Annotated in this window: 23 protein-coding genes; 16 read left to right on the top strand and 7 right to left on the bottom strand. The window is 62.3% G+C overall.

Going from position 1 to position 20,600, the window contains the following annotated elements:
• Positions 1 to 28: 28 nt before the first annotated feature.
• Positions 29 to 1,126 (top strand): serine hydrolase domain-containing protein, encoded by a 1,098-nt coding sequence (locus AC07P1_RS17290; RefSeq protein WP_494696983.1) that lies wholly within the window; start codon positions 29 to 31, stop codon positions 1,124 to 1,126.
• Positions 1,127 to 1,265: 139 nt separating this feature from the next.
• Here AC07P1_RS17290 and AC07P1_RS17285 read toward each other — a convergent pair whose 3' ends face one another.
• Together AC07P1_RS17285 and AC07P1_RS17280 are read right to left on the bottom strand one after the other, a co-directional pair.
• Entirely contained in the window at positions 1,266 to 2,312 is a 1,047-nt protein-coding gene (locus tag AC07P1_RS17285) for an NAD-dependent epimerase/dehydratase family protein (RefSeq protein ID WP_494696982.1), read from the bottom strand.
• Positions 2,309 to 2,878, bottom strand: coding sequence for a TetR/AcrR family transcriptional regulator (locus AC07P1_RS17280; protein ID WP_494696981.1), 570 nt, complete (start codon positions 2,876 to 2,878; stop codon positions 2,309 to 2,311). Before AC07P1_RS17280 ends, AC07P1_RS17285 begins: the two co-directional genes overlap by 4 nt.
• A gap of 203 nt (positions 2,879 to 3,081) precedes the next feature.
• Here AC07P1_RS17280 and AC07P1_RS17275 point away from each other — a divergent pair, with 203 nt between their 5' ends.
• The 3 genes from AC07P1_RS17275 to AC07P1_RS17265 all read left to right on the top strand — a co-directional run bounded on the left by AC07P1_RS17275 (position 3,082) and on the right by AC07P1_RS17265 (position 5,112).
• Positions 3,082 to 3,450: a DUF6404 family protein gene (locus AC07P1_RS17275; RefSeq protein WP_494696980.1), complete on the top strand. Its 369-nt coding sequence runs from the start codon at positions 3,082 to 3,084 to the stop codon at positions 3,448 to 3,450.
• 10 nt (positions 3,451 to 3,460) lie between these two features.
• Complete coding sequence (locus tag AC07P1_RS17270; RefSeq protein WP_494696979.1) at positions 3,461 to 3,946, top strand: hypothetical protein; 486 nt, start codon at positions 3,461 to 3,463, stop codon at positions 3,944 to 3,946.
• 80 nt (positions 3,947 to 4,026) lie between these two features.
• Complete coding sequence (locus AC07P1_RS17265; protein WP_494696978.1) at positions 4,027 to 5,112, top strand: alpha/beta fold hydrolase; 1,086 nt, start codon at positions 4,027 to 4,029, stop codon at positions 5,110 to 5,112.
• A 37-nt stretch (positions 5,113 to 5,149) separates the two neighbouring features.
• Here the strand turns inward: AC07P1_RS17265 and AC07P1_RS17260 are convergent, their stop codons facing one another.
• Both AC07P1_RS17260 and AC07P1_RS17255 read right to left on the bottom strand, forming a co-directional pair.
• Positions 5,150 to 5,497, bottom strand: coding sequence for an ArsR/SmtB family transcription factor (locus AC07P1_RS17260; protein ID WP_494696977.1), 348 nt, complete (start codon positions 5,495 to 5,497; stop codon positions 5,150 to 5,152).
• Between the two features lie 9 nt (positions 5,498 to 5,506).
• Positions 5,507 to 5,983 (bottom strand): SRPBCC domain-containing protein, encoded by a 477-nt coding sequence (locus tag AC07P1_RS17255; RefSeq protein ID WP_494696976.1) that lies wholly within the window; start codon positions 5,981 to 5,983, stop codon positions 5,507 to 5,509.
• Between the two features lie 364 nt (positions 5,984 to 6,347).
• On the opposite strand from AC07P1_RS17255, the gene AC07P1_RS17250 reads away from it, so the two are divergent.
• Both AC07P1_RS17250 and AC07P1_RS17245 read left to right on the top strand, forming a co-directional pair.
• Positions 6,348 to 6,626, top strand: a complete 279-nt coding sequence (locus AC07P1_RS17250) for a hypothetical protein (protein ID WP_494696975.1) — start codon at positions 6,348 to 6,350, stop codon at positions 6,624 to 6,626.
• Positions 6,627 to 6,675: 49 nt separating this feature from the next.
• Complete coding sequence (locus tag AC07P1_RS17245) at positions 6,676 to 7,257, top strand: hypothetical protein (protein WP_494696974.1); 582 nt, start codon at positions 6,676 to 6,678, stop codon at positions 7,255 to 7,257.
• A gap of 110 nt (positions 7,258 to 7,367) precedes the next feature.
• Here the strand turns inward: AC07P1_RS17245 and AC07P1_RS17240 are convergent, their stop codons facing one another.
• Positions 7,368 to 7,796, bottom strand: a complete 429-nt coding sequence (locus tag AC07P1_RS17240) for a thioredoxin family protein (RefSeq protein WP_494696973.1) — start codon at positions 7,794 to 7,796, stop codon at positions 7,368 to 7,370.
• Positions 7,797 to 7,892: 96 nt separating this feature from the next.
• On the opposite strand from AC07P1_RS17240, the gene tsaB reads away from it, so the two are divergent.
• Genes tsaB through AC07P1_RS17220 form a run of 4 tightly spaced genes read left to right on the top strand, consistent with a single transcriptional unit; the run spans position 7,893 to position 11,038 of the window.
• A complete protein-coding gene (gene tsaB / locus AC07P1_RS17235) occupies positions 7,893 to 8,606 on the top strand; it encodes a tRNA (adenosine(37)-N6)-threonylcarbamoyltransferase complex dimerization subunit type 1 TsaB (protein WP_494696972.1) in 714 nt (237 codons plus the stop codon).
• Positions 8,603 to 9,073, top strand: a complete 471-nt coding sequence (gene rimI / locus AC07P1_RS17230) for a ribosomal protein S18-alanine N-acetyltransferase (RefSeq protein ID WP_494696971.1) — start codon at positions 8,603 to 8,605, stop codon at positions 9,071 to 9,073. The genes tsaB and rimI overlap by 4 nt, the downstream gene beginning before the upstream one ends.
• On the top strand, positions 9,070 to 10,065 hold the full coding sequence (locus tag AC07P1_RS17225) for a uracil-DNA glycosylase (protein WP_494696970.1): 996 nt from the start codon (positions 9,070 to 9,072) through the stop codon (positions 10,063 to 10,065). The genes rimI and AC07P1_RS17225 overlap by 4 nt, the downstream gene beginning before the upstream one ends.
• Positions 10,058 to 11,038: a DUF1853 family protein gene (locus AC07P1_RS17220; RefSeq protein ID WP_494696969.1), complete on the top strand. Its 981-nt coding sequence runs from the start codon at positions 10,058 to 10,060 to the stop codon at positions 11,036 to 11,038. Before AC07P1_RS17225 ends, AC07P1_RS17220 begins: the two co-directional genes overlap by 8 nt.
• A 141-nt stretch (positions 11,039 to 11,179) precedes the next feature.
• Here AC07P1_RS17220 and lplT read toward each other — a convergent pair whose 3' ends face one another.
• Complete coding sequence (gene lplT, locus AC07P1_RS17215; protein WP_494696968.1) at positions 11,180 to 12,442, bottom strand: lysophospholipid transporter LplT; 1,263 nt, start codon at positions 12,440 to 12,442, stop codon at positions 11,180 to 11,182.
• Positions 12,443 to 12,585: 143 nt separating this feature from the next.
• Between lplT and alr the strand changes: the two genes are divergently transcribed.
• The 6 genes from alr (at position 12,586) to AC07P1_RS17185 (ending at position 19,724) form a co-directional block, all read left to right on the top strand.
• Positions 12,586 to 13,689 carry an alanine racemase gene (gene alr / locus AC07P1_RS17210; protein WP_494696967.1) on the top strand — a complete coding sequence of 368 codons (1,104 nt, stop codon included), beginning with the start codon at positions 12,586 to 12,588 and terminating at the stop codon, positions 13,687 to 13,689.
• Positions 13,690 to 13,693: 4 nt separating this feature from the next.
• Positions 13,694 to 15,070 (top strand): DNA repair protein RadA, encoded by a 1,377-nt coding sequence (gene radA / locus AC07P1_RS17205; protein ID WP_494696966.1) that lies wholly within the window; start codon positions 13,694 to 13,696, stop codon positions 15,068 to 15,070.
• A gap of 74 nt (positions 15,071 to 15,144) precedes the next feature.
• A complete protein-coding gene (locus AC07P1_RS17200; protein WP_494696965.1) occupies positions 15,145 to 15,465 on the top strand; it encodes a PilZ domain-containing protein in 321 nt (106 codons plus the stop codon).
• Positions 15,466 to 15,542: 77 nt separating this feature from the next.
• Complete coding sequence (locus AC07P1_RS17195; RefSeq protein WP_494696964.1) at positions 15,543 to 16,937, top strand: CoA transferase; 1,395 nt, start codon at positions 15,543 to 15,545, stop codon at positions 16,935 to 16,937.
• 198 nt (positions 16,938 to 17,135) lie between these two features.
• Entirely contained in the window at positions 17,136 to 18,518 is a 1,383-nt protein-coding gene (fliD, locus tag AC07P1_RS17190; RefSeq protein ID WP_494696963.1) for a flagellar filament capping protein FliD, read from the top strand.
• 93 nt (positions 18,519 to 18,611) lie between these two features.
• Entirely contained in the window at positions 18,612 to 19,724 is a 1,113-nt protein-coding gene (locus AC07P1_RS17185) for a polyamine ABC transporter substrate-binding protein (RefSeq protein ID WP_494696962.1), read from the top strand.
• A 340-nt stretch (positions 19,725 to 20,064) separates the two neighbouring features.
• On the opposite strand, the gene sixA is transcribed toward AC07P1_RS17185, so the two are convergent.
• Positions 20,065 to 20,532 (bottom strand): phosphohistidine phosphatase SixA, encoded by a 468-nt coding sequence (gene sixA / locus AC07P1_RS17180; RefSeq protein WP_494696961.1) that lies wholly within the window; start codon positions 20,530 to 20,532, stop codon positions 20,065 to 20,067.
• Positions 20,533 to 20,600 lie beyond the last annotated feature (68 nt).

Below are 20,600 nucleotides of genomic sequence, written 5' to 3'. Positions count from 1 at the left end.
GACCTGACCCTCTTATGAAAGAATATCCATGCTGTTTAAAAAGTGTCTCGCCGGGCCCGTCGTTGTGGCGGCGCTGATGTGGCTCCCCGGCCTTGCTGTTTCAGCAAATGCAGTGGATGAAGCCAACCAGCTGGCCAGGGAGTTGATACAGCGGACGATGAAGGAGCAACGCATCCCCGGCTTGCAGATCGCGGTCGTCAGGGATGACCGGGTCGTTTTGTCCGAGGCTTACGGCTTGGTCAATGTCGAGAACCATGTACCTGCCACCAGTACGACTCTGTTCCCCATCAACTCCGCGACCAAAACATTTACCGGCGTTGCCATGATGCAGTTGGCCGAAGCCGGACTGGTCGACCTCGATGCCCCTGTTTCCCGCTACCTCGATGATCTGCCCGCGTCGTGGAGATCTATCCGCATCCGTCAACTGCTCGGGCATACGTCGGGTCTGCCGGATATCGTCGATCAGAAAGGCTTGATTGGCGGCGGCAGCGAGCGCGATGCCTGGAAAGCGGTGAAGGCGCTCCCGCTGGATGCGCCCGTGGGCGAGAGGTTTGCCTATAATCAGACCAACTACGGTTTGCTGGCGCAGATCATTTCCAAGCAAGTAAAAATGCCATACGAGCAGTATGTGGCGAAGCGCCAGTTCGCTCCGGCGAACATGCCGCTGTCGACGTTCGGCGACAGCTATGACCTTGTCCCCAACGCAGCCACGATCTACAGCTACTCTCCACGCGGAACCATGGCAAAGGATGACGGCAACCGTTTATCCCGCTGGATTTACGACATACCCTACAGCCTCTGGGCTGGCGGTGGAATCCAGACCACCGCCGACGAAGTGGCGCGCTGGCTCATCGCCTTATCGGACGGCAAACTGATCAGTGCGGCCAACGTCAAGAACATGTGGATGCCGGAAAAGCTGAACAGCGGTGCCGATGGGGAATGGGCGGCCGGCTGGCCGGTGCTGCAAACCACTCCCAAGCGGCAGGTGGCGGGTATCGGTGGCGCCCGTGCCGCATTTATTGTTTATCCGGATGATGGGCTGGCCATCGTTGTGTTGACCAATCTCGCGGGCGCCAATCCCCAGCGCTTTATCCCCCAGATAGCCAAGCTCTACAAATCATTGTAGCCTGGGTCTTGTAACGCGGAAAACCTGGTCCGCGCCGTCGCCATACATTGCCTGATAGGTAGAGATGAGGCGTGTGGAGTAGGAACCGTCGCTGAACGCCCGGAACACGCGCTCCAGCGGGGCCGCGAAGGTGATGAGGTCAACAGTTCACTGACGTGGTGTTGGGCATCTTGCCAAGCAACAGACGCGCGCTGGTGGCTGCGGAGCTCATCTCTTCCAAGCCTTGCTGGCGCGAAATCACTGGCGCATAACGCAGCTCACGCCGGGCTTTACCGATATCCAGCGTTACCTCAACCGCCGAAGTCGCGAACGACTGCAAGGTCAGTGGCGGTTGGATGCGGCCTCTGGACCAGCGGCCAAGCCGGTCTCCCACCGCCGCGACCACGCGCAATAGCGATCTGGGCAAGGATTTCTCTGGCGGCGTCAATCCTTGCGTGAGCAGCAGGGCAGTTACGAATTCCCGGAAAGGGACTGGTTCGCCATCGGTGATGAAATACACCTGCCCACCACGTCCATGATTTAGCGCGAGCAGCACTGCTTCGCACAAATTGCCTATATGTGTGGTGTCGGTGAGATAGTTGCCGCCACTAATCCACGCAAACTGTTTGGAGCGCACGGCCTTAATCAGTTGTGGCAGTGCTGTCGTGTCATCCCGTCCCCAGATGAAGCGGGGCCGCAGTACCACCACCGCAAGTGCGTCGCTGTTGAAGCCCAATGCGATCGTTTCCGCCACGCCCTTGCTGCGTGAATAGTCGCCGGCAGGGTGACGCGGCAAGGCCGTCGATTCATCGACGTTGACCAACGCCTTGCCTGTGGCGAGCACCGCCTCCGTGCTGATATGGACGGCGTGCCGGACACCCGCCGCCAGTGCCGCGCCGAACACGTTGCGCGTGCCTTGCTGATTGGTGTAATGCTGGTTCGGCGATCCTGCTCCGTGGAAGGTGTCGGCGGCGGCATGGATGAGCGTATCGCAGCCGGCCATGCCGTTGGCGAGATCCGGGTCGAGCATATCGGCGCGATATGCTGTTGCGCCAAGCGCGCGTACCACGTCGGCAGACTTTTCGCTGCGCGCAAGGGCCACGACGTTGGCGCCCTGTTGAACAAGATGGCTGATCAGGTTGCGGCCCACATAGCCGCTGCCGCCAGTGAGAAAGACCCGGTGCGGGATGGTATGTATTGTTTTCATTTTTCTCCTGGCGTTTCGGGCGTAACGCGGGCAAGCCACGCAATTTCCTTGATAATGCGGGCGCGCTCGGTCGGCTCGAATTGATGGAAGTCCAGATGCTCCAAGAGCTTCAGGCCCTCCAGCGCGAGGTAGGCCAGCAGGGCGCCTCGTGGTGCGGTGGCGGTGTCCATCACCCTGCTGATGACGGCGGACTGGTTCGTCCGCATTTGCTGGCGCAAGTCTTGGTCGAGGGTCAGCGCTGCACTCAAGTTCAGGGCGACCGAGCGAAAGGTTTCCGGCGGCGGCGTTGATGCGGCGCTGATGCGTCCCAGGATAACGTGGTCGTCACCGCTCGCCAACTGCGCCTCCACCGCTGCATGGTGTTCGTGGTCACGTCGGAACGCGCGCTCGACGATCTTTTCGATCAGTGTCTGTTTGGATTTGTAGTCATATAGCACGCTGGCCTTGCTGATGCCGGCTTCCTTTGCCACTGCGTCGAGGGTCAGACGGACCGTTCCATCACGGCCGACCACCCGTTCCGCGGCATCGAGTATGGCCTCCTGATCTATTACACGTGTTCTACCCATGATTGCCTCCAATTAATAACCATCCGGACGGATATTAATAGGGGCGAGCAGCCTTGTCAACTTGGTCGCCATCCAGAGGTTGGCGTCGAAATGCACTCCGGCAAGGGAAATAGTGGCTTGCAATCGGCAATCGTTACAAAGTGCGTATTTTGGTGGCGTGTTGGTCGGATATAGTTTTCCATCTGAACAATATTGTCATTAACATGAGCTTCGAATCCCGCCGCACGAAAGCATTGGAACTGTTGAAAGCCACCGGCATGTGGCCTAGCAACTACGAGCCGCCGATCTTGCGGGCCTTGTGGAAACTCGGGTTCAAGATTCCGCCGCCTCACTTTGTGCCGTTCCGGAAAACAACGCTGTTCGCGACCCTTTGGTTCGGCGGCGTCTGGGGCGTGATCATGTGGCTGACGGTGTGGTCGCGGCAAGGCGTCGTCTTGACCGCGGCGCTGTGTCTCGCCGCCGCGGCAGGGCTGTTCTTCGGCCTGTGCATGTCGCTTTACTACGCTTATGGCCGGCGCAAGCACCTCTTGCCGGAATGGTCGTCGCTTGACGGAAACCTGGAGTGGAAATAAGCGCACAGCGATGGAATCAATGGTCGGCAGGGGCAAGCGAACAAGAATTTCGTCCGGTGTTTCGCTATTAACCAATAAGGTGTTTCCGCTCGTCTGGTTTGGTGTCTGGTCGGTTTTCTTTGTTTACTTCATTTTTTCGGCGGAAAAGCAGAACACCGGGTGGTTGATGCTGGTTGTGCTTTTCGTCCTTGGCATGTTGGGACAATTTGCGATCAACCGACTTACCGAGGAAGTGTTCCTTGCGGATGATTCGTTGATACTGGTTCAGGCGGGGACGGAAGAATTTTTATGTTTGACGAGAATCGACAGCGTCGAGGTGATCAATGGCGAAGGCCCGAGTGTGGTGCTCCAACTGTCCGACATGAGTAAATTCGGCCAACGAATCGAGTTCGTCCCGGCGACCGGATTGATCATTAATCCACTCAAGGCAGTGCCGGTGGTCGATGAGTTGAGAGTGCGGATAGCGGCGGCGAAAGCGCGCGCGACCAGCATTTAGTAAATCCGCGTCGATTGTATTATCGGCTTGACGCTCATCCGCGCATGGGTGCCCCTGTTGTCTTGTCAGTGGAGAATTGAATGTCCTGTCGCCCGATGGTTATCCCCGCCTTGCTATTGCTCGTTCTCACCCAGGCGGCGGGACACGCGACGGCCGCTACCAGCGCCGAAGCGCCGGCGTTCGGGCTTCTGCCCGACACCGTTTGCACCGCAGCCGGCAAAGCCGTCGATGAAAAAGGCTTTGTCCGCATCGGCGGCATAGAGCAGTGGGTGCGGATCAAGGGCGCCAGCTGCGCCAAGCCCGTCATCGTTGTCGTCCACGGCGGCCCCGGCAACCCGAATACCCCCTTCGCCGACAACCTCTTCAAGGCGTGGGAGAAGGACTACACCATGGTCCAATGGGACCAGCGCGGCGCCGGCATGACCTTCGGCCGCAACCCGGTGACGGACGACGAGCCGCTGGTGCCGGAGCGCCTGCGCGACGATGGCGTCGAGGTGGCACGGTACGCGGCCAAGCGTTTCGGCAAGCGCAAGGTGATCCTGATGGGCGGATCATGGGGCTCGGTGATCGGGACGTACATCGCCAAGTCCAATCCCGAGCTGTTCTGCGCCTACGTCAGCACCTCGCAGGTGGTGAACCGCTCCGGCGAGCGCGCCAGCTACGAGGCCACGCTGGCGCTGGCGCGCGCCGCCAACGACGCCGACTCGGTGGCCAAGCTCGAAGCGCTGGGTCCGCCGCCCTGGACCAATCCCCGCAACCTCGGCATCTTGCGCCGCGTAATGCGCAAGCACGAAGCGTTGCGCACCGAGCCGGCGCCGAAGGCGTGGTGGGTTTTCTCGCCGGAGTACACGACCGCCAAGGCCGAGGCCGACTACACGGCGGGCGAGGATTACTCCTGGCTGCAATACGTTGGTATGAAGGGCGACGGGATCGCTTCGAAGATCGATCTCTATAAACTAGGGCCGAAATTCGGCGTGCCTTTCTACATGTTGCAGGGCCAGGAGGATCTCCTGACGATGCCGGAGCCGAGCAAGCGGTACTTCGACTTCATCGAGGCGCCGGGCAAAGAATTCGTACTGATGCCGCGCGTGGGACATGATCCGAACCAGCTGATGTTGGATGCGCAATACAGGTTGCTGAGGGAGCGGGTCGGGGATTGTCGTTGAGCACCGGGTAGGTTTTGGTGTGCCAGCCGGGTACTTTTCATTTCCGCTTCGCGTCCTCTTGCAATATCGCGTCCAGTGCATCGAAACGCTGCTCCCATATTCGGCGGTTAACCGCCACCCATTGTGCAAGGACGTCTAGGCCGTGGCCGTCGAGCTCGCACACCCGAACGCGGCCGACCTTGCGTGTCTGCAGTATTCCGCAGGTTTGCAGCACGCGCAGATGCTGGGAGATAGCGGTAAGCGTCACATTCAGCGCTGCGGCCAGCGCGCTGACCGATTGCGGCCCTTGAGCGACCAGCTTGACGATCGCGCGGCGGGTGGCGTCTCCCAGCGCGGCGAAAACCGGATCCGCCGCGTCCGTCTGTATTGCCAATACCTTGTTCATGCGGGGCCTTTACTTGACGCCTAAGGCGGCATGCAACTGGTCAAGCAAGACTTGCCAGCCGATCCTTCGCAGCGCCGGGCCGTCCGCACCGTCGCCATACATCGCCTGATGAGTGAAGATCAGGCGTGTGGAGTCGGATCCGTCACTGAAGAACTCGAACGTGTGCAACGACGCGGAAAAACGCCGTCCGCCCATCGCCATCGTGGCGGCGGCGACAATGCGATGTTGCGGCACGATATCAAGGAAGTATCCGTCCGATTCCAGTGCCACTCCCGCGAATGGCGTGCCCGGCTTGAAGCGGTAGCGCGCCAGTTCGCGTCCGCCGACTTCGAATTGCATGTTGTACTGCTCGATCTCATGCTCGGCGCCTTCGGCAAACCAGCGCTTCTTTTCGTGCGGATCGCTGAACGCCTGGAACACGCGTGCCAGGGGAGCGGCGAAGGTGCGCTCCATGGTGAAGGTATCGAATTGCGCTGACTGAGCCATAAATCTTCCTCCGATAGTGAAGTTGAGACTTCAGTTTAAGAGGGTTGAATGGTGAAGTCAACACTTCACTAAAAGCGATGCTGGGCACGTGCTCGGCAGGGATGAGCTCGCGGGATGTTGCGCGGTGGTCGCAGTGTGACAATCTTCGTCTGTCGTCTTGAGTGCACCGTCGAAATTTCCTCGTGTAGGTCCGTTCACGGGCGATGAAGTTAATACTTGTCCCAAGCTTTTCTCGTGTTGTAGAGTGGGGTCAAAAGTCGGGGCAATAAGCTCTTAGCGGAGCGACGCATTCCTCAGGGCGGCTGTGGTCGGCCAACAGCAGCCGTTCAAAGAAAGAAAGTTAGATGCTTCGATTCGATGAGCTATGAAATTATTTGAGCGTTTCACGGATTGGGAAGGCACGGCTGAGTTCATCGGGGTGATTTGCGGTTTGGGCGTTCTGGGATATGTTGGTACAACATGGGTTCTGGCGCTCTGGAGTCGCGGTAACTACGCCATCGCGATAACAGCTTCGCTTGCCGGGATTCTATTGAGTTTGCTCGCGTTGTTGCGAATTCCAGTTGCGCTTGTCCTCCTTTTCGGCGCTGCCGCGATATCGATAGCGGCTTTCTTGTCCGGTCATTTGGGTATTCTTCTGCCTTAGGACTTGGCTTTAATCGGCCAAAAGCAGACTGATAAGTGAGAATGAATAGATGACGCCCGAAGATGAACTAGAAATTGTTCAGCTTATGCGAAAAGCCCGGCTAGAAAGTCGTGGCTACGCTGGCTTCTTTGGCTGGTCCATCGACAGGGACCAAGAGGAACTGGGTGCAGCGAGGGCTTTAGCAGAGAGCCTTCAGCTTGATGGAAAGCTCTTTTTTCACGACCTCAAACTCAGGGGAAGAGGCAACGACCCTCCAGACCTTGAGGCTCTTTCGCTTTTAGGTGAACGTGTGGCGTTCGAGCTCACGGAGCTTGTCGATGGCGCTGCAATACAAGCACATAAAGCAGGAAGAGTACATGACTGGGCTACATGGGACCGGAAAAAATTCATCGACCGAGTAAGCTCTTTGCTCGCGAAAAAAGTGAAGCGATTTTCAAAATTGAAGGGTTCGCCGTATCCCGGTGGCTACGTGATTGTCATTTTTACCGATGAACCAGAGCTTACTAAGCAAACCGTTGAAAACTATTTGAAGGGTCATACTTTTAGCAAGTCCTCAGATGTATCCGGTAGCTATTTAGTCCTATCACACGACCCTGCGTTGGGGCGCTGTCCCTATTTTGATTTGACATAGCCTTTTTAGGATGCCCCAAGGTGAAGTAATTCTGGATTGCCGATTGTCGAGTGAATTTCGAAGGTCCGCAACCGGGCGGAAACAGCCATTCAACTTTCGCGACCAATGCATCATCCCAACGCATTCCGCATCAACGTCCGCAAATTACAATCATTCTGCCAGCGCGCCCGCTCCTCGCTGTTGAGCGCCAGCGCCTTCAACTCCTCGTCGCTTTGCTGGGTCTGCGACTGCACCAGCCGGTGCGCCAGCCCGCCGTCCGGCAGCATGGTGCCGAAGAAGGTGACCAGCTCGTGGTGCTGGATCAGCAAGGTCGGGAAGTTCTCGACGTCCAAGTCACCCACCACATCGGCATGATCCTCGATGTCGATCCAGACGAAGAACTTGTCGGGATGGCGCGCGGCCAGTTCGTCGAACGTGGCGCGGTAGGATTCGCAGGTGCCGCACCAAGCCGCGCACAGGCACGCGACGATCCAGCGGTCGCCGGACAGGGCGGCGGCGACTTGTTGGCGATTGGCGGAATTTAAGGTCAAACTATGCATAGGATCGTCGACTGACGGCGTTCTCAACGCCCAAAGGAGATATTCTACATGCCCGCGCGGGGTCGCGCCTGCCTCCGGGCCGGGTTAAAATACGGGATGCCTATTATTCTTGCCATTGAAACCTCGTCCGAACTGGCCTCCTGCGCGCTGCTGCGGGGCGAAACCGTCATCAGCCGCGTGTCGTCCGGCGTGCGTACCCATTCCCAATCGATCTTGCCGATGATCCAGGAACTGCTGGCCGAAGCCGGCATCGCGCTGAAGGATTGCGACGCGATCGCCTTCGGCTCCGGTCCCGGCTCGTTCACCGGCGTGCGCACCGCCTGCGGCATCGCCCAGGGGCTCGCTTTCGGCGCCAGCCTGCCGGTGGTGCCGGTCGTCACGCTCGACGCGATGGCGCTCGCTTGCCGCCAACGCCACGGCGCCGCCGACGTGCTGGCCGTGCTGGACGCGCGCATGGGCGAGGTCTACTGGGCACAATACCGCTTCAATGGCGATGCGGCCAACATCGCCGAGCCGGCTGCCGTGCTGCCGCCGACCCTGTCTGCGCCCGATGGCGTGCGGCCGCAGGGCGCGCCTGTCGCTTGCGGCAACGGCTTGTCGGCCTATGCCGAGGCGTTCCCGGCCGGTGGCCATGCCGAGGTGATGCCGCACGCGGAACAGATCGCGCAACTGGCGGGCATCGCTTTCGCCGCCGGCAAGACGGTGACGGCGGCCGAGGCCCAGCCGCTGTATCTGCGTAACAAGATCGCCTACACCCAGGCCGAGCGGCGTGAGATGGCCATCGCCAAGGCGGCGGAAGGCGTGGCATGAAGCAGCTGTGGGATCTGGCACGGTTGAACTATGAGCCGATGCAGCAAACCGACCTGGCCGAGGTGCTGGCGCTGGAGGAGAGCGTGTATCCGCATCCTTGGAGTATGGGCAATTTCGCCGATTCGCTGAGCAGCAACTACGAGGCCTGGGTGTTGCGCGACCAGGCCGGTGTGTTGCTGGGCTACTTCCTGCTGATGGCGATCGTCGACGAGGCGCATCTGCTGAACGTGGCGGTGTCGGCCGAGCGGCAGGGGCAGGGGCTGGGACGCTTCCTGCTGAACCAGGCGGTGGCCTGCTCGCGCGGGCTGGGCATGACGTCGGTGCTGCTGGAAGTGCGGCCGTCGAACGAGCGGGCGCTGAAGATTTACGAGCGCTATGGATTTAAACAGATCGGCCGGCGCAAGGGATATTATCCCGCGGCCGACCAGCAACGCGAGGACGCCATCGTTATGCGGTTCGGAATATGACTCAGACAGCAACCCGCAGCGCGATTTTCCTGGAGGAGATGGGCGTCGGCGCGCATTGGTCCCTGCGCAACCGCCCAGCAGCTCCAGCGGCGGTCGATGCCGCCGAGCAGGCCGACGAGCGGCTGGCCGAGGCCGAGGCTGAGCAGTCCGCGTTCACGCAGGCGGTTATGCAGGCGGTGATGGAACCTCCAGCGGCCGAACAGCCGGTTCGCGCGCAGCCGGCCAACGAACAGCCTGTCCGCGAGCAGCCAGCCCCGGTAGCCGCCCGCGCACTGATGCCCGAAGCGCCGCCAGCCAGCGCCCCGCGCGCGGCCCCGGTCACGGCCATCGACGCCGCGCCTGCGGCCCCATCCGCAGACATGGACGACTCGACCGCCTGGTTCGACGAGGCGCCGGTGCCGGCCCGCGCCGCGCCGGTCAGCGACGAGGCGATCGCCGCGATGGACTGGGCGCAATTGCGCACCGCCGTCGCCACCTGCACCCGCTGCCAGCTGTGCAACACGCGCCGCAACGCCGTCAACGGCCGTGGCGCGACCGATGCCTCCTGGATCGCATTGGCCGCCGGTCCGTCGCGCCTGGACGAAAAAGACAACCAACCCGTCGCGGGCGAGGCCGGCCAACTGCTCGACAACATGCTCAAAGCCATCGCGCTCAAGCCCGATGCGGACGTGTATGTGACCAATCTGGTCAAATGCCGCCCGGCCGCCGAGGACGGCGCCGACCGCCCGCCGACCATCGACGAGCTGACAGCCTGTCGTCCCTACCTGCACCGCGAGCTGCAACTGACCGGGGCGTCGATGGCGATGACGTTCGGCCAGCACGCCGCCAAGGGGCTGATGATGGGGCCGGCCGCGCGCGGCAAGGTAATGCGCTACGGCGCCGCCGAACTGCCGGTGGTGGCGACCTACCATCCGGACGACCTGTTGCGCCGCCCGGAAGACAAGGCCAAGGCCTGGGGCGATTTGTGCCTGGCGAAGGCGGCCCGTGACTAGGCAGCCGCCGACGCCGCCCGACACCGCGCCCGATAGCTATCAGGCGCGGTTCGAGCGGCGCTGGGGCCACTTGACCCGCCCGCACGTGCGCGCGCTGGCCTGGCTGCTGGACGCGCCCGACTTGCTCGATCCCGCTTCGCCGCACTGGCAGGGCCGCATCGCCACCGTGGGCGCGATGACGCAGGACACCGCCGACTGGCTGGCCGCGCTGGAGCAGGACCCGATTCCGCTGGAAGCGGCGCTCGGCGCCCGGCATTATTCCCGCCTGGGCTTGTACGCGGAAAAGCTGATGGCCTTCTACTTCGCCGAGCACGGCAAGCTGGTCGCGCACGGCTTGCAGGTGCGCGCCAACCGCAACGACACCGTCGGCGAGTTCGATTTCCTGCTGCGCGACGGCGACGATCTGGTTCATCTGGAGTTCGCCACCAAGTTCTACCTGCTCGACGCCGACAGCACGGGGGAGGGCTTCAACGGCTTGATCGGCCCGAACCTGGCCGATACCCTGGGCGCGAAGATGCGCAAGATTTTCGATAAACAACTGTCCTTGGCGCGGCACCCGGCGGCGCAGCCGTTGTTGCCGCAACCGGTGGCGCGCGCGCTGGCGCTGGTCAAAGGCTGGCTGTTCTATCCGGGCGAAGAGGCCGGGCGCGGCATGGCCGGTATTTCGCAACCCCACTGCAATGGTTTCTGGATGTCGATGGCGCAGGCGCAAGGTCTGCGGGGGGAGCGTTTCATCATCATGCATCGCCTGCTGTGGCTGGCGCCGTTGAAGGCGGCCGACGGCGCGATGGATCTGCAAGGGTTGCTGGCCGCGCTGGACGAGCAAATGGCCAAGGTCAGCGCGCCGGTGATGGTGGCGGTGATGCGGGAGGAGGGCGGTTGGCTGGTGGAGGAGCGGCGCGGATTCGTGGTGCCGGACGATTGGTCGGCGCAAGCCGCGCAACGTCGCCAGGACGGCACGCTGCCAACGTAATTCCACTCGGATTCGCTTGGGATCCACGTAGGGCGGATTAGCGAAGCGTAATCGGCCATGTGAGAGCCGCCGACGGCTCGTCGATGGCCGATTACGGCGTTCCGCCTAATCCGCCCTACGTGTCTCCGTGGATCCTCATCCTCAGTGCTTGGCTTCGCCGATCAGGCTGATCGAATCGAATTCGCGCTGGTTTGCCTGGTGCTTGCGCATGATGAAGAACATGGTGCCGGCCAGGAACAAACCGAAGATCAGGATGATGATGTTCAGGTTCAGGTGGCCGCGCAGCATCAGCGAGTAGGCCGCCAGCATCACCAGGATCGACAGATTCTCATTGAAGTTCTGCACGGCGATCGAGTGGCCCGCGCTCATCAGCACGTGGCCGCGGTGCTGCAGCAGCGCGTTCATCGGCACCAGGAAGAAGCCGCCCAGCAAACCGACCAACACCAGCAGCGGGTACGCCAAGGTCACCGAGTTGACCAAGGTCATGCCCATGACGATGACGCCCATGGCGATGCCGACCGGGATCACGGTGAGCGATTTGCGCAAGGTGATCGAGCGCGCCGAGATGACCGCGCCGGCCGCCACGCCGATGGCGACCACGCCGACCAGGCTGGTCGACTGTTCGTAGGTCAGCTTGAGCGTCCGGTTAGCCCATTCCAGTACGATGAATTGCAGGGTTTGCGCGGCGCCCCAGAACAAGGTGGTGACCGCCAGCGAGATCTGGCCCAGCTTGTCTTTCCACAGCAGGCTGTAGCAGTTGGCGAAGTCGGTGACCAGCTTGATCGGGTTGCGTTCCTGATGGCCGTAGCGGCAACCGGTATCGGGGATGCGGGTGTTGAACAGCGCCGCGATGATATAGATGCCGACCACCACGCACAGCGCCGATTGGGTCGCGGTGGTGACGCCGGTGTCGATCAGCGGCATGTCGAAGCCGAGCAGGTAGGACGAGACGCGGTCGCCGACCAGCGCGCCGCCCATGACGGTGCCGAAGATGATCGACATGACGGTCAAGCCTTCCACCCAGCCGTTGGCGGCGACCAGCTTCTCGGCCGGCAGCAGTTCGGTCAGGATGCCATACTTGGCCGGCGAGTAGACGGCGGCGCCGAAACCGACGATGGCGTACGCGAGCAAGGGGTGGACGTTGGCGAAAATCAGCATGCAGCCGCCAACCTTGATCAGGTTGGAGATGAACATGACTTTGCCTTTTGGCATTGAATCGGCGAACGCACCTACAAATGCGGCCAACAGCACGTAAAAGAGCGTAAATGAAAGCTTCAGCAGAGGCGTGATCCACCCCGGCGAGTTCATATTGATCAGCAGGTCAATCGCAACAAAGAGCAACGCATTATCCGCCAGCGACGAAAAAAATTGCGCTGCCATGATGGTATAGAAACCACGATTCATTCTGGGATGCCTGAAAGCTTGTATTGGCTTGCTTTATACCACGCTTTGATCGGAACCCCCAAGAATTGAGCGGTGCGCCTCCACGCACTAATGGTGGGCGCACGGTAAAATACGGCTCCACTGTTTTTGATAAAGATAGCACTATGCCAAGGCCAATCGTCGCGACCATCCACATTGCATCCCTGCAGCACAATTTGGCGCGCGCCAAGGCCGGCTCGCCCGGTGCCAGGGTGTGGGGCGTGCTCAAAGCCAATGGCTACGGGCACGGGCTGGAGCGGGCGATGCGCGGTTTCGCCGACGCCGACGGCCTGGCGCTGGTGGAGGTCGACAACGCCGTGCGGCTGCGCGAGATGGGCTGGAAAAAGCCGATCCTGTTACTAGAGGGTTTCTTCGGTCCCGACGATGTGAACACGATGGCCGGCTACAACCTGGAGGCGGCCGTCCATTGCAACGAGCAGCTGGAGTGGCTGGAGGCCGCCCAGGAGGCGCTGGCGGCGCGCGGCATCAAGCTTAACCTGCATCTGAAGATGAACAGCGGCATGAACCGCCTCGGCTTCATGCCCGCCGCGTTCGCCGCCGCCCACGCCCGGCTGGTGGCCATTTCCTGCGTTGGCAACATCACTTTGATGACCCACTTCGCCAACGCCGACGACGCCAAGCACCTGCTGTTGCCGATCGACGAGCAGATCCGCCGCTTCGAGGCCGCCGCCGCCGGCCTGCCGGGCATGCGCAGCCTGTCGAATTCGGCCGGCGTGCTGCGCCAGGACGAGCTGGCCGACATCCTGCGCAACGACTGGGTGCGTCCCGGCATCATGCTGTACGGCGGCACGCCGGGCGGCAAGTCGGCCGAGGAATACGGCCTGCTGCCGGCCATGACGCTGACGAGCGAGATCATCGGCGTGCAGCAAATCGCCGCCGGCGACGTGGTCGGCTACGGTAGCCGCTTCCAGGCCGAGGGGCCGATGCGGGTCGGCGTGGTCGCCTGCGGCTATGCCGACGGCTATCCGCGCCACGCCCCGGTCGACACTCCGGTGCTGGTCGACGGCGTACGCACCCGCCTGGTCGGGCGCGTGTCGATGGATCTGCTGACGGTCGACCTGACCGATCTGCCCGACGTCAAAATCGGCAGCAAGGTGACCTTGTGGGGCCGGGGCTTGCCGATCGACGAGGTCGCCAACGCGGCCGGCACCATCGGCTATGAGCTGATGTGCGCGCTGGGGCAGCGCGTGGCCGTGGTCGAGGACTGAGCGGATGGCCAAGGCTAAAACCAATTACACCTGCACCGAATGCGGCGGCACGTCCACCAAGTGGACCGGGCAATGCTCCTCGTGCCAGCAGTGGAACACGATGGTGGAAACGCTCATCGAAACCGGCGGCAACAACCGCTATTCGCAGCCGCAGCACATGGCGCTGGCGCAGACGGCGCCGGTGCTGTCGCTGGCCGATATCGACGCCATCGACGTGCCGCGCTTCGGCACCGGCATCGAGGAGTTCGACCGCGTGCTCGGCGGCGGGCTGGTGGCCGGCGGCGTGGTGCTGATCGGCGGCGATCCCGGCATCGGCAAGTCGACCCTGCTGCTGCAGGCGCTGGCCAATCTGTCGCATTTAAAGAAGGTTTTATATGTCAGCGGCGAGGAATCCGGCGCCCAGATCGCGCTGCGCGCCAAGCGCTTGCAGGTCGACGCCCGTGATCTGAAGTTGCAGGCGGAGATACAACTGGAAAAAATCCTCGGCACGCTGGCCGACCTGAAGCCGGACGTGGCGGTCATCGACTCGATCCAGACCGTCTATTCCGACGCGCTCAGCTCGGCGCCGGGATCGGTGGCGCAGGTGCGCGAATGCGCGGCGCAACTGACGCGCGTGGCCAAGCAGACCGGCATCACCATCATTCTGGTGGGCCACGTGACGAAGGAGGGCGCGCTGGCCGGTCCGCGCGTGCTCGAGCACATCGTCGACACCGTGCTGTATTTCGAGGGCGACAACCATTCGAGTTTCCGCCTGGTGCGGGCGATCAAGAACCGCTTCGGCGCCGTCAACGAGCTGGGCGTGTTCGCCATGACCGAAAAGGGGCTCAAGGGCGTGTCGAACCCGTCGGCGTTGTTCCTGTCCCAGCATGACAACCAGGTGCCCGGGTCCTGTGTGATGGTCACGCAGGAAGGCACGCGGCCGCTGCTGGTGGAGATCCAGGCGCTGGTCGACGCCAGCCACCTGCCCAATGCGCGCCGCCTGTCGGTGGGCCTGGAGCAGAACCGGCTGGCGATGTTGTTGGCGGTTTTACATCGCCACGCGGGCATCGCCGCCTTCGACCAGGACGTGTTCATCAACGCCGTCGGCGGCGTCAAGATCACCGAGCCGGCGGCCGACCTGGCGGTGCTGCTGGCGATCAATTCGTCGATGCGCAACAAGCCGCTGCCGCGCGGCTTCGTCGTGTTCGGCGAGGTCGGCCTGGCCGGCGAGATCCGCCCGGCGCCGCGCGGCCAGGAACGTTTGCGCGAGGCGGCCAAGCTGGGTTTCTCGATGGCGATGATCCCGACCTCCAACGCGCCCAAGCAACCGATCGAGGGCATGACGATTATTGCCGTCGATCGCATCGATGATGCCTTCAATAAGCTGCGCGAAATCCAATAAAGATGTATTGTTATGTGTTGTAATCAGCAATAGTGTTTACCACGTAACATTATGTATCTAAAGGATGGAATAAATTGTTAGTCGATCAACGATCAGTCGCGCGCAAGATCGTGCGCGCCAAGGCAGTCGTGGTGATGGATGGGATGCCGCCCCAGCAGGGACGCACCATCGACCTCTGCGCCACCGGTTTGTCGCTCACGTTCGACCACAAGTTGGCGGTCGGGCACATGGGGCTGGTGACGTTTGAGCTTTTCCTGGACGGCAAGGGCCAACTGGTCAGCAGCCGTGCCAAGGTCACGTATTGCATCTTCAGCGGCGATCATTTCAAGATCGGCTACCAGTTCGTCAATCCGGACGCGGCCACCACCAGCGTCGTCAACAAGTTCATCCGTTAAATCCCTGCTCCAGGCCGGCCCCGACATACGGGGCGCGCGGGTTCATGCTGGCTTGCATATCAATTTCCGGAGCTTTCATGTCTGTTATCTCTCGTCATCTGCTGCAAGCGGCATCGTCGGCGTTGGCGCTGCCGGACGGCGCGCCGGACGCGATGCGCTTTGAGGGGGAGGGCGCGCTGCCATCGTATTACGCCGTCACCGATTTGGCTGCGGCGTCGGTCGGCGCGGCGGGGTTGGCGCTGCGCCAGTTGATCATCGCGCAGGGCGGCGATGCCGCGCCGGTGCGGGTGGACCGCCGGTTGGCTTCGCTCTGGTTCGGCTGGTCGATCCATCCCATTGGCTGGGAACGCCCGCCGCTGTGGGACGCGGTGGCCGGCGACTACGCCACTGCCGACGGCTGGATACGTTTGCATACCAATGCCGTTCATCATCGTGACGCCGCGCTTGCGGTGCTCGGTTGCGAGGTCGATCGTCAGGCCGTGGCGCGCGCGGTCGCGGGCTGGCGCGGCGGGGAGCTGGAAGAGGCGGTGGTCGCCAACGGCGGCTGTGCGGCGATGATGCGCTCGGCGGCGGAATGGGCGGCGCATCCGCAGGGCGTGGCGGTCGCCGTCGAGCCGCTGGTTGCGCTCGAGACGCGGCCGCTGGACGGTATCGCCGCCGTGCACGGTTGGTCCGGCGCCGCCACGCCGGCGCGCCCGCTGGCAAGATTGAAAGTGCTGGATTTGACGCGCGTGCTCGCCGGCCCGGTCGCGACCCGTTTTCTGGCCGGCTATGGCGCCGACGTGCTGCGCATCGATCCGCCCGACTGGAATGAGCCGGGCGTGATTCCAGAGGTGACGGCTGGCAAGCGCTGCGCGCGGCTGGACCTGCGCCAGCCGGCCGACCGTGCCATCTTCGAGGACTTGCTGGCGCGGGCGGATGTGCTGGTGCATGGCTATCGTCCGGCCGCGCTGGAGCGCTTGGGTTACGGCGAGCAATTTCGCCGCGCGCTCAACCCCGGACTGATCGACGTCGGCCTGGACGCGTATGGCTGGACCGGTCCGCTGGCGGGGCGGCGCGGGTTCGATAGTCTGGTGCAAATGAGTTCGGGCATCGCCGAGCATGGGATGCGGATGCAGGGCGCCAACAAACCGGTGCCTTTGCCGGTCCAGGCGCTCGACCACGCCACTGGTTATCTGATGGCGGCGGCCGTGTTGCGCGGCTTGCTTTACCGGTTGGCCGACAACCGCGCGACGGGTGCGCGCCTGTCGCTGGCGCGCACCGCCAAATTGCTGACCGATTCCGCGCCCGAGGTCGGCGCGTGGCCTTTGGACGCCGCTGGCGAAGCAGATCTGGCGCCAACCGTCGAGCATACGGAATGGGGCGCGGCGCGCCGGTTGGCGCCGCCCGTGGTTGTGGGCGCTACGTCGATGGCGTGGGACCGGCCAGCGGCTTCGCTCGGCTCCTCACCTCCGCGATTTCTGAACGCGTAGGGCGGATTAGGCGGGACGCCGTAATCGGCCATGCATGCGTCTCGATGGCGCATGCATGGCCGATTACGCTGCGCTAATCCGCCCTACGTGTTTTCGTGTTTCGTGTTCCGGGATTGCGAGGTAAACCCGGTTCTGTTCGCCGTATCGGTTATTCCGACCATATTGCATACTATGTAATCATCCAGGCAGGAATACATCATGGCGACCTCCATCAACTCCGCGACCAGCGCCGCCAGCACGGCGGTCTCGAGCGATATCTACAAACGCGTCGAGCAGACCATGACGGCGCAGAACGGCGCCGCGACCAAGCTCAACGCGACGCTGGTGCGCGACCAGACCAAGCTGTCCGGCCTGGGCCAGCTGCAAAGCGCGTTGGCCGATTTCCAGGCGCTCGCCGCCAGCCTGACCGGCAGCGGCTTGAGCACCAGCGCCGCCAGCTCGGCCAAGACGGTGCTGACGGCCACGTCCACCGGCGCGGCCAAGGCCGGCACCTACGCGATCGACGTCAAGCAGCTGGCGCAGGGCCAGTTTCTGACCAGCGAGGAATTCACCTCCGCCACCACCAAGATCGGCGGCGGCGCCACCACCACCGTCAAGATCGACTTCGGCACCGCCGGCGGCGCCAAGGGCTTTGTCACCAACGGCACCGCCAGCAGCAAAACCATCACCATCGACAGCACCAACAATACGCTCGAAGGCATGGCCGCCGCGTTCAAGGCGGCCGGCGTGGACGTGAAGGTGGTCAAGGGTGACGACGGCAAGTTTTCGCTGGGCATCGCCGGCGAGAGCGGCGCGGCCAATAGCATGCGCATCAGCGTCAGCGGCGACGCCGCGCTCAAGGGCCTGCTGGCGTTCGATCCCGACGGCGGCCAAAAGCTGAAGCAGACCACGGCGGCGCAAAACGCCATCCTGACGGTGGACGGCAAGGAGGTCACCAGCCCGACCAACACGCTGGCCAAGGACAACGGCATCGCCGGCGCCACGCTGACGTTGACCGGAGCCGGCAAGTCCGACGTGACGATCAAACAGGATTCGAGCCAGATCGGCGCCAACCTGAAGTCCTTCGTGGCCGCCTACAACGACCTGAACAAGAAGTTGCAGACACTGCAACAAGGGGCGCTGAAGGGCGATACCGCGATCGGCCAAGTGGTCAGCCAGATGAGCATGCTGTTGAAGACGGGCGGCGGCAGCGTGTCGATCTCTGCGCTGGGCGCGGCTGGCGTCAGCCAGGATGCCAAGGGCAACATGGTGGTCGACGACAAGAAGCTGCAGGCCGCGTTGACGGCCGACTCGTCGTCGGTGGCCAAGCTGTTCACCAACGACGGCAAGGGCATCGCCGATTTGATGTCGTCCAAGGCGTCGGCGTTCACGTCCTCGTCCAGCGTGATCAGCAAGGAAGCCAAGCAAATGAACACGGAAATCGCCAACATCAACGGCAAGCGCGCCGTGCTGACCAAGGCGCTGACGGCGCAGGCCAACGCGCTGGTGGCGCTGTACAGCGCACAGGCCCAGACCGGCGCCGGCAGCGCGATCAACGGTGCCGGCGGCGGCACCGGCACCTTGTTCGATATGCTGGGCTGACGATCGAGGTCTATTTCTAACGAACTCCTTGCGTGGAAACGGTGGATGCCCGATCATCACGGGTTGTGTATGAATCCACTTTTCGGAGGTGCTATGGCAGGGAAGTTCGTTGGCGCGGCGCTGGTCGCCGCAGGTTTGATGGCCGCCGTGGGGCAGGTCGCCGCCCAGGCGCCCGAGGAAAAAGTCCTCAACATCTATAACTGGTCCGATTACATCGCGGAAGACACGGTTAAAAACTTCGAAAAAGAAACGGGCATCAAGGTCCGTTATGATGTTTTCGACAACAACGAGATTCTCAATTCCAAGCTGGTGGCCGGCAAGTCCGGTTACGACATCGTGGTGCCGACCGCGCCGTGGGCGCGCCTGCAGATCGAAGGCAAGCTGTTGCGCAAGCTGGACAAGTCCAAGCTGCCGAACCTGAAGAACCTCGATCCGGCGATCCAGGCCAAGCTGGCCAGCATCGACCCGGCCAACGAGTATCTGGTCGACTGGCTGTGGGGCTATACCACGGTGGGCATCAACGTCAACAAGGTCAAGGCCGCGCTGGGCAACCTGCCAATGCCGGAGAACGCCTGGGACCTGCTGTTCAAGCCTGAGTATGTGTCCAAGCTGAAATCGTGTGGCGTGTCGTTCCTGGATTCGCCGTCGGAGGTGTTGCCTGCGGCGCTGATGTATCTGGGCAAACCGGCGTACTCCAAGAATGCCGCCGACTACACCGAGGCGGGCAAGCTGCTGGCGGCGATCCGGCCGAGCGTGACGTTGTTCAGCTCGTCGGGCTATATCAATGATTTGGCCAACGGTGCCGTTTGCGTGTCGCTGGGCTGGTCCGGCGATATCAACATCGCCCGCCAGCGCGCGGTCGACGCCAAGAACGGCAATGTGATCGAGGCGTTGATACCGAAGACGCCGGCGGCGTTGATGTTCGACACCATGGCGATTCCGGCCGATGCGCCGCATCCGAACAACGCGCATCTGTGGATCAATTACATTATGCGTCCGGAGGTGCATGCCAGCCTAACCAACAAGGTGTTTTACGCCAACCCGAACTCGGCCAGTTTGAAGTTCGTGCGCAAGGATATCGCAGCGAACAAGACGATTTTCCTGTCGGAGGCGGATAAGCAGCGCATGGCGGCGCCGGAGGCGGTGCCGGCCGATATCCGCCGTGTGATCACGCGCACGTATACCAAGTTTAAGACCGGCCGGTAGTGCAAGCATGCGGCGCTGGCGGAGCGTGGCGGATTACGGCGTCCCGCCTAATCCGCCACGGCGCCGTCAATACAGCCACCGGAACGCCGTAAACGAACATCGGCGCCAATCGGCGCCGAGCGGGCTTCGTACGAAGCGAAATGCTATTCGTGATAGCGGTCGGTCAGTTTCTGTTTGCTGCCTACGGTTTCCTGCACTATTTCGTAGACAACAAGGGCGATCATCCCTCCTAGGATGCCCATGGTGAGCAAGGTAAACATCGTATCCCCCCTCTGGTTGGTACGATTTCACTTTAGCAGATCATTGCCGCTTTGCAAGCTCGACAATGCTCCCGCCGTCGCTATTTCACCACCAGGTCGGCCGCCATCACCGCCTTCAGATACACGCTCATGGCGTTGCCCGGATCGCGCTGCGCGAACCACCAGGCGCTGGCCTTGCGGATATCCCATTCGAGGTCGTCTCCCGTCAATAGCATCGAGGCGACCTGGCCAAGGGTTGGCTGATGGCCGACCACCAGCACCGAATCCTTGCCGCCCGGCCAGTTGGCCGCCTTGAGGATATCGGCCGGATCGGCGCCGGGCGCCAGATCGGTATGGATTTTGTATTTGCGTCCCAGCGCCTCGACCGTCTGCAAGGTGCGCACGGAAGGGCTGGCCAATATGCGGCAACTGTCCGGCAACTGGGAATTGAGCCATTGCCCCATGCGGCGTGCCTGCTTGACCCCCTTGGTGGTCAACGCGCGTTCCAGATCGGACATGCCGGGCGCCGCATCCTCGGCCTCCGCATGCCGCCATAAAATGAGATCCATGTTTTTCTCCCGGCTATCATTAGAAAAAGATCCCAGCGGCGGACCTTCCGGCCCGCCGTGCGTTGTTG

The organism is Duganella sp. GW821-FHT07F09 (assembly GCF_059418705.1).
This window is presented reverse-complemented; position numbering and strand designations above follow the sequence as displayed.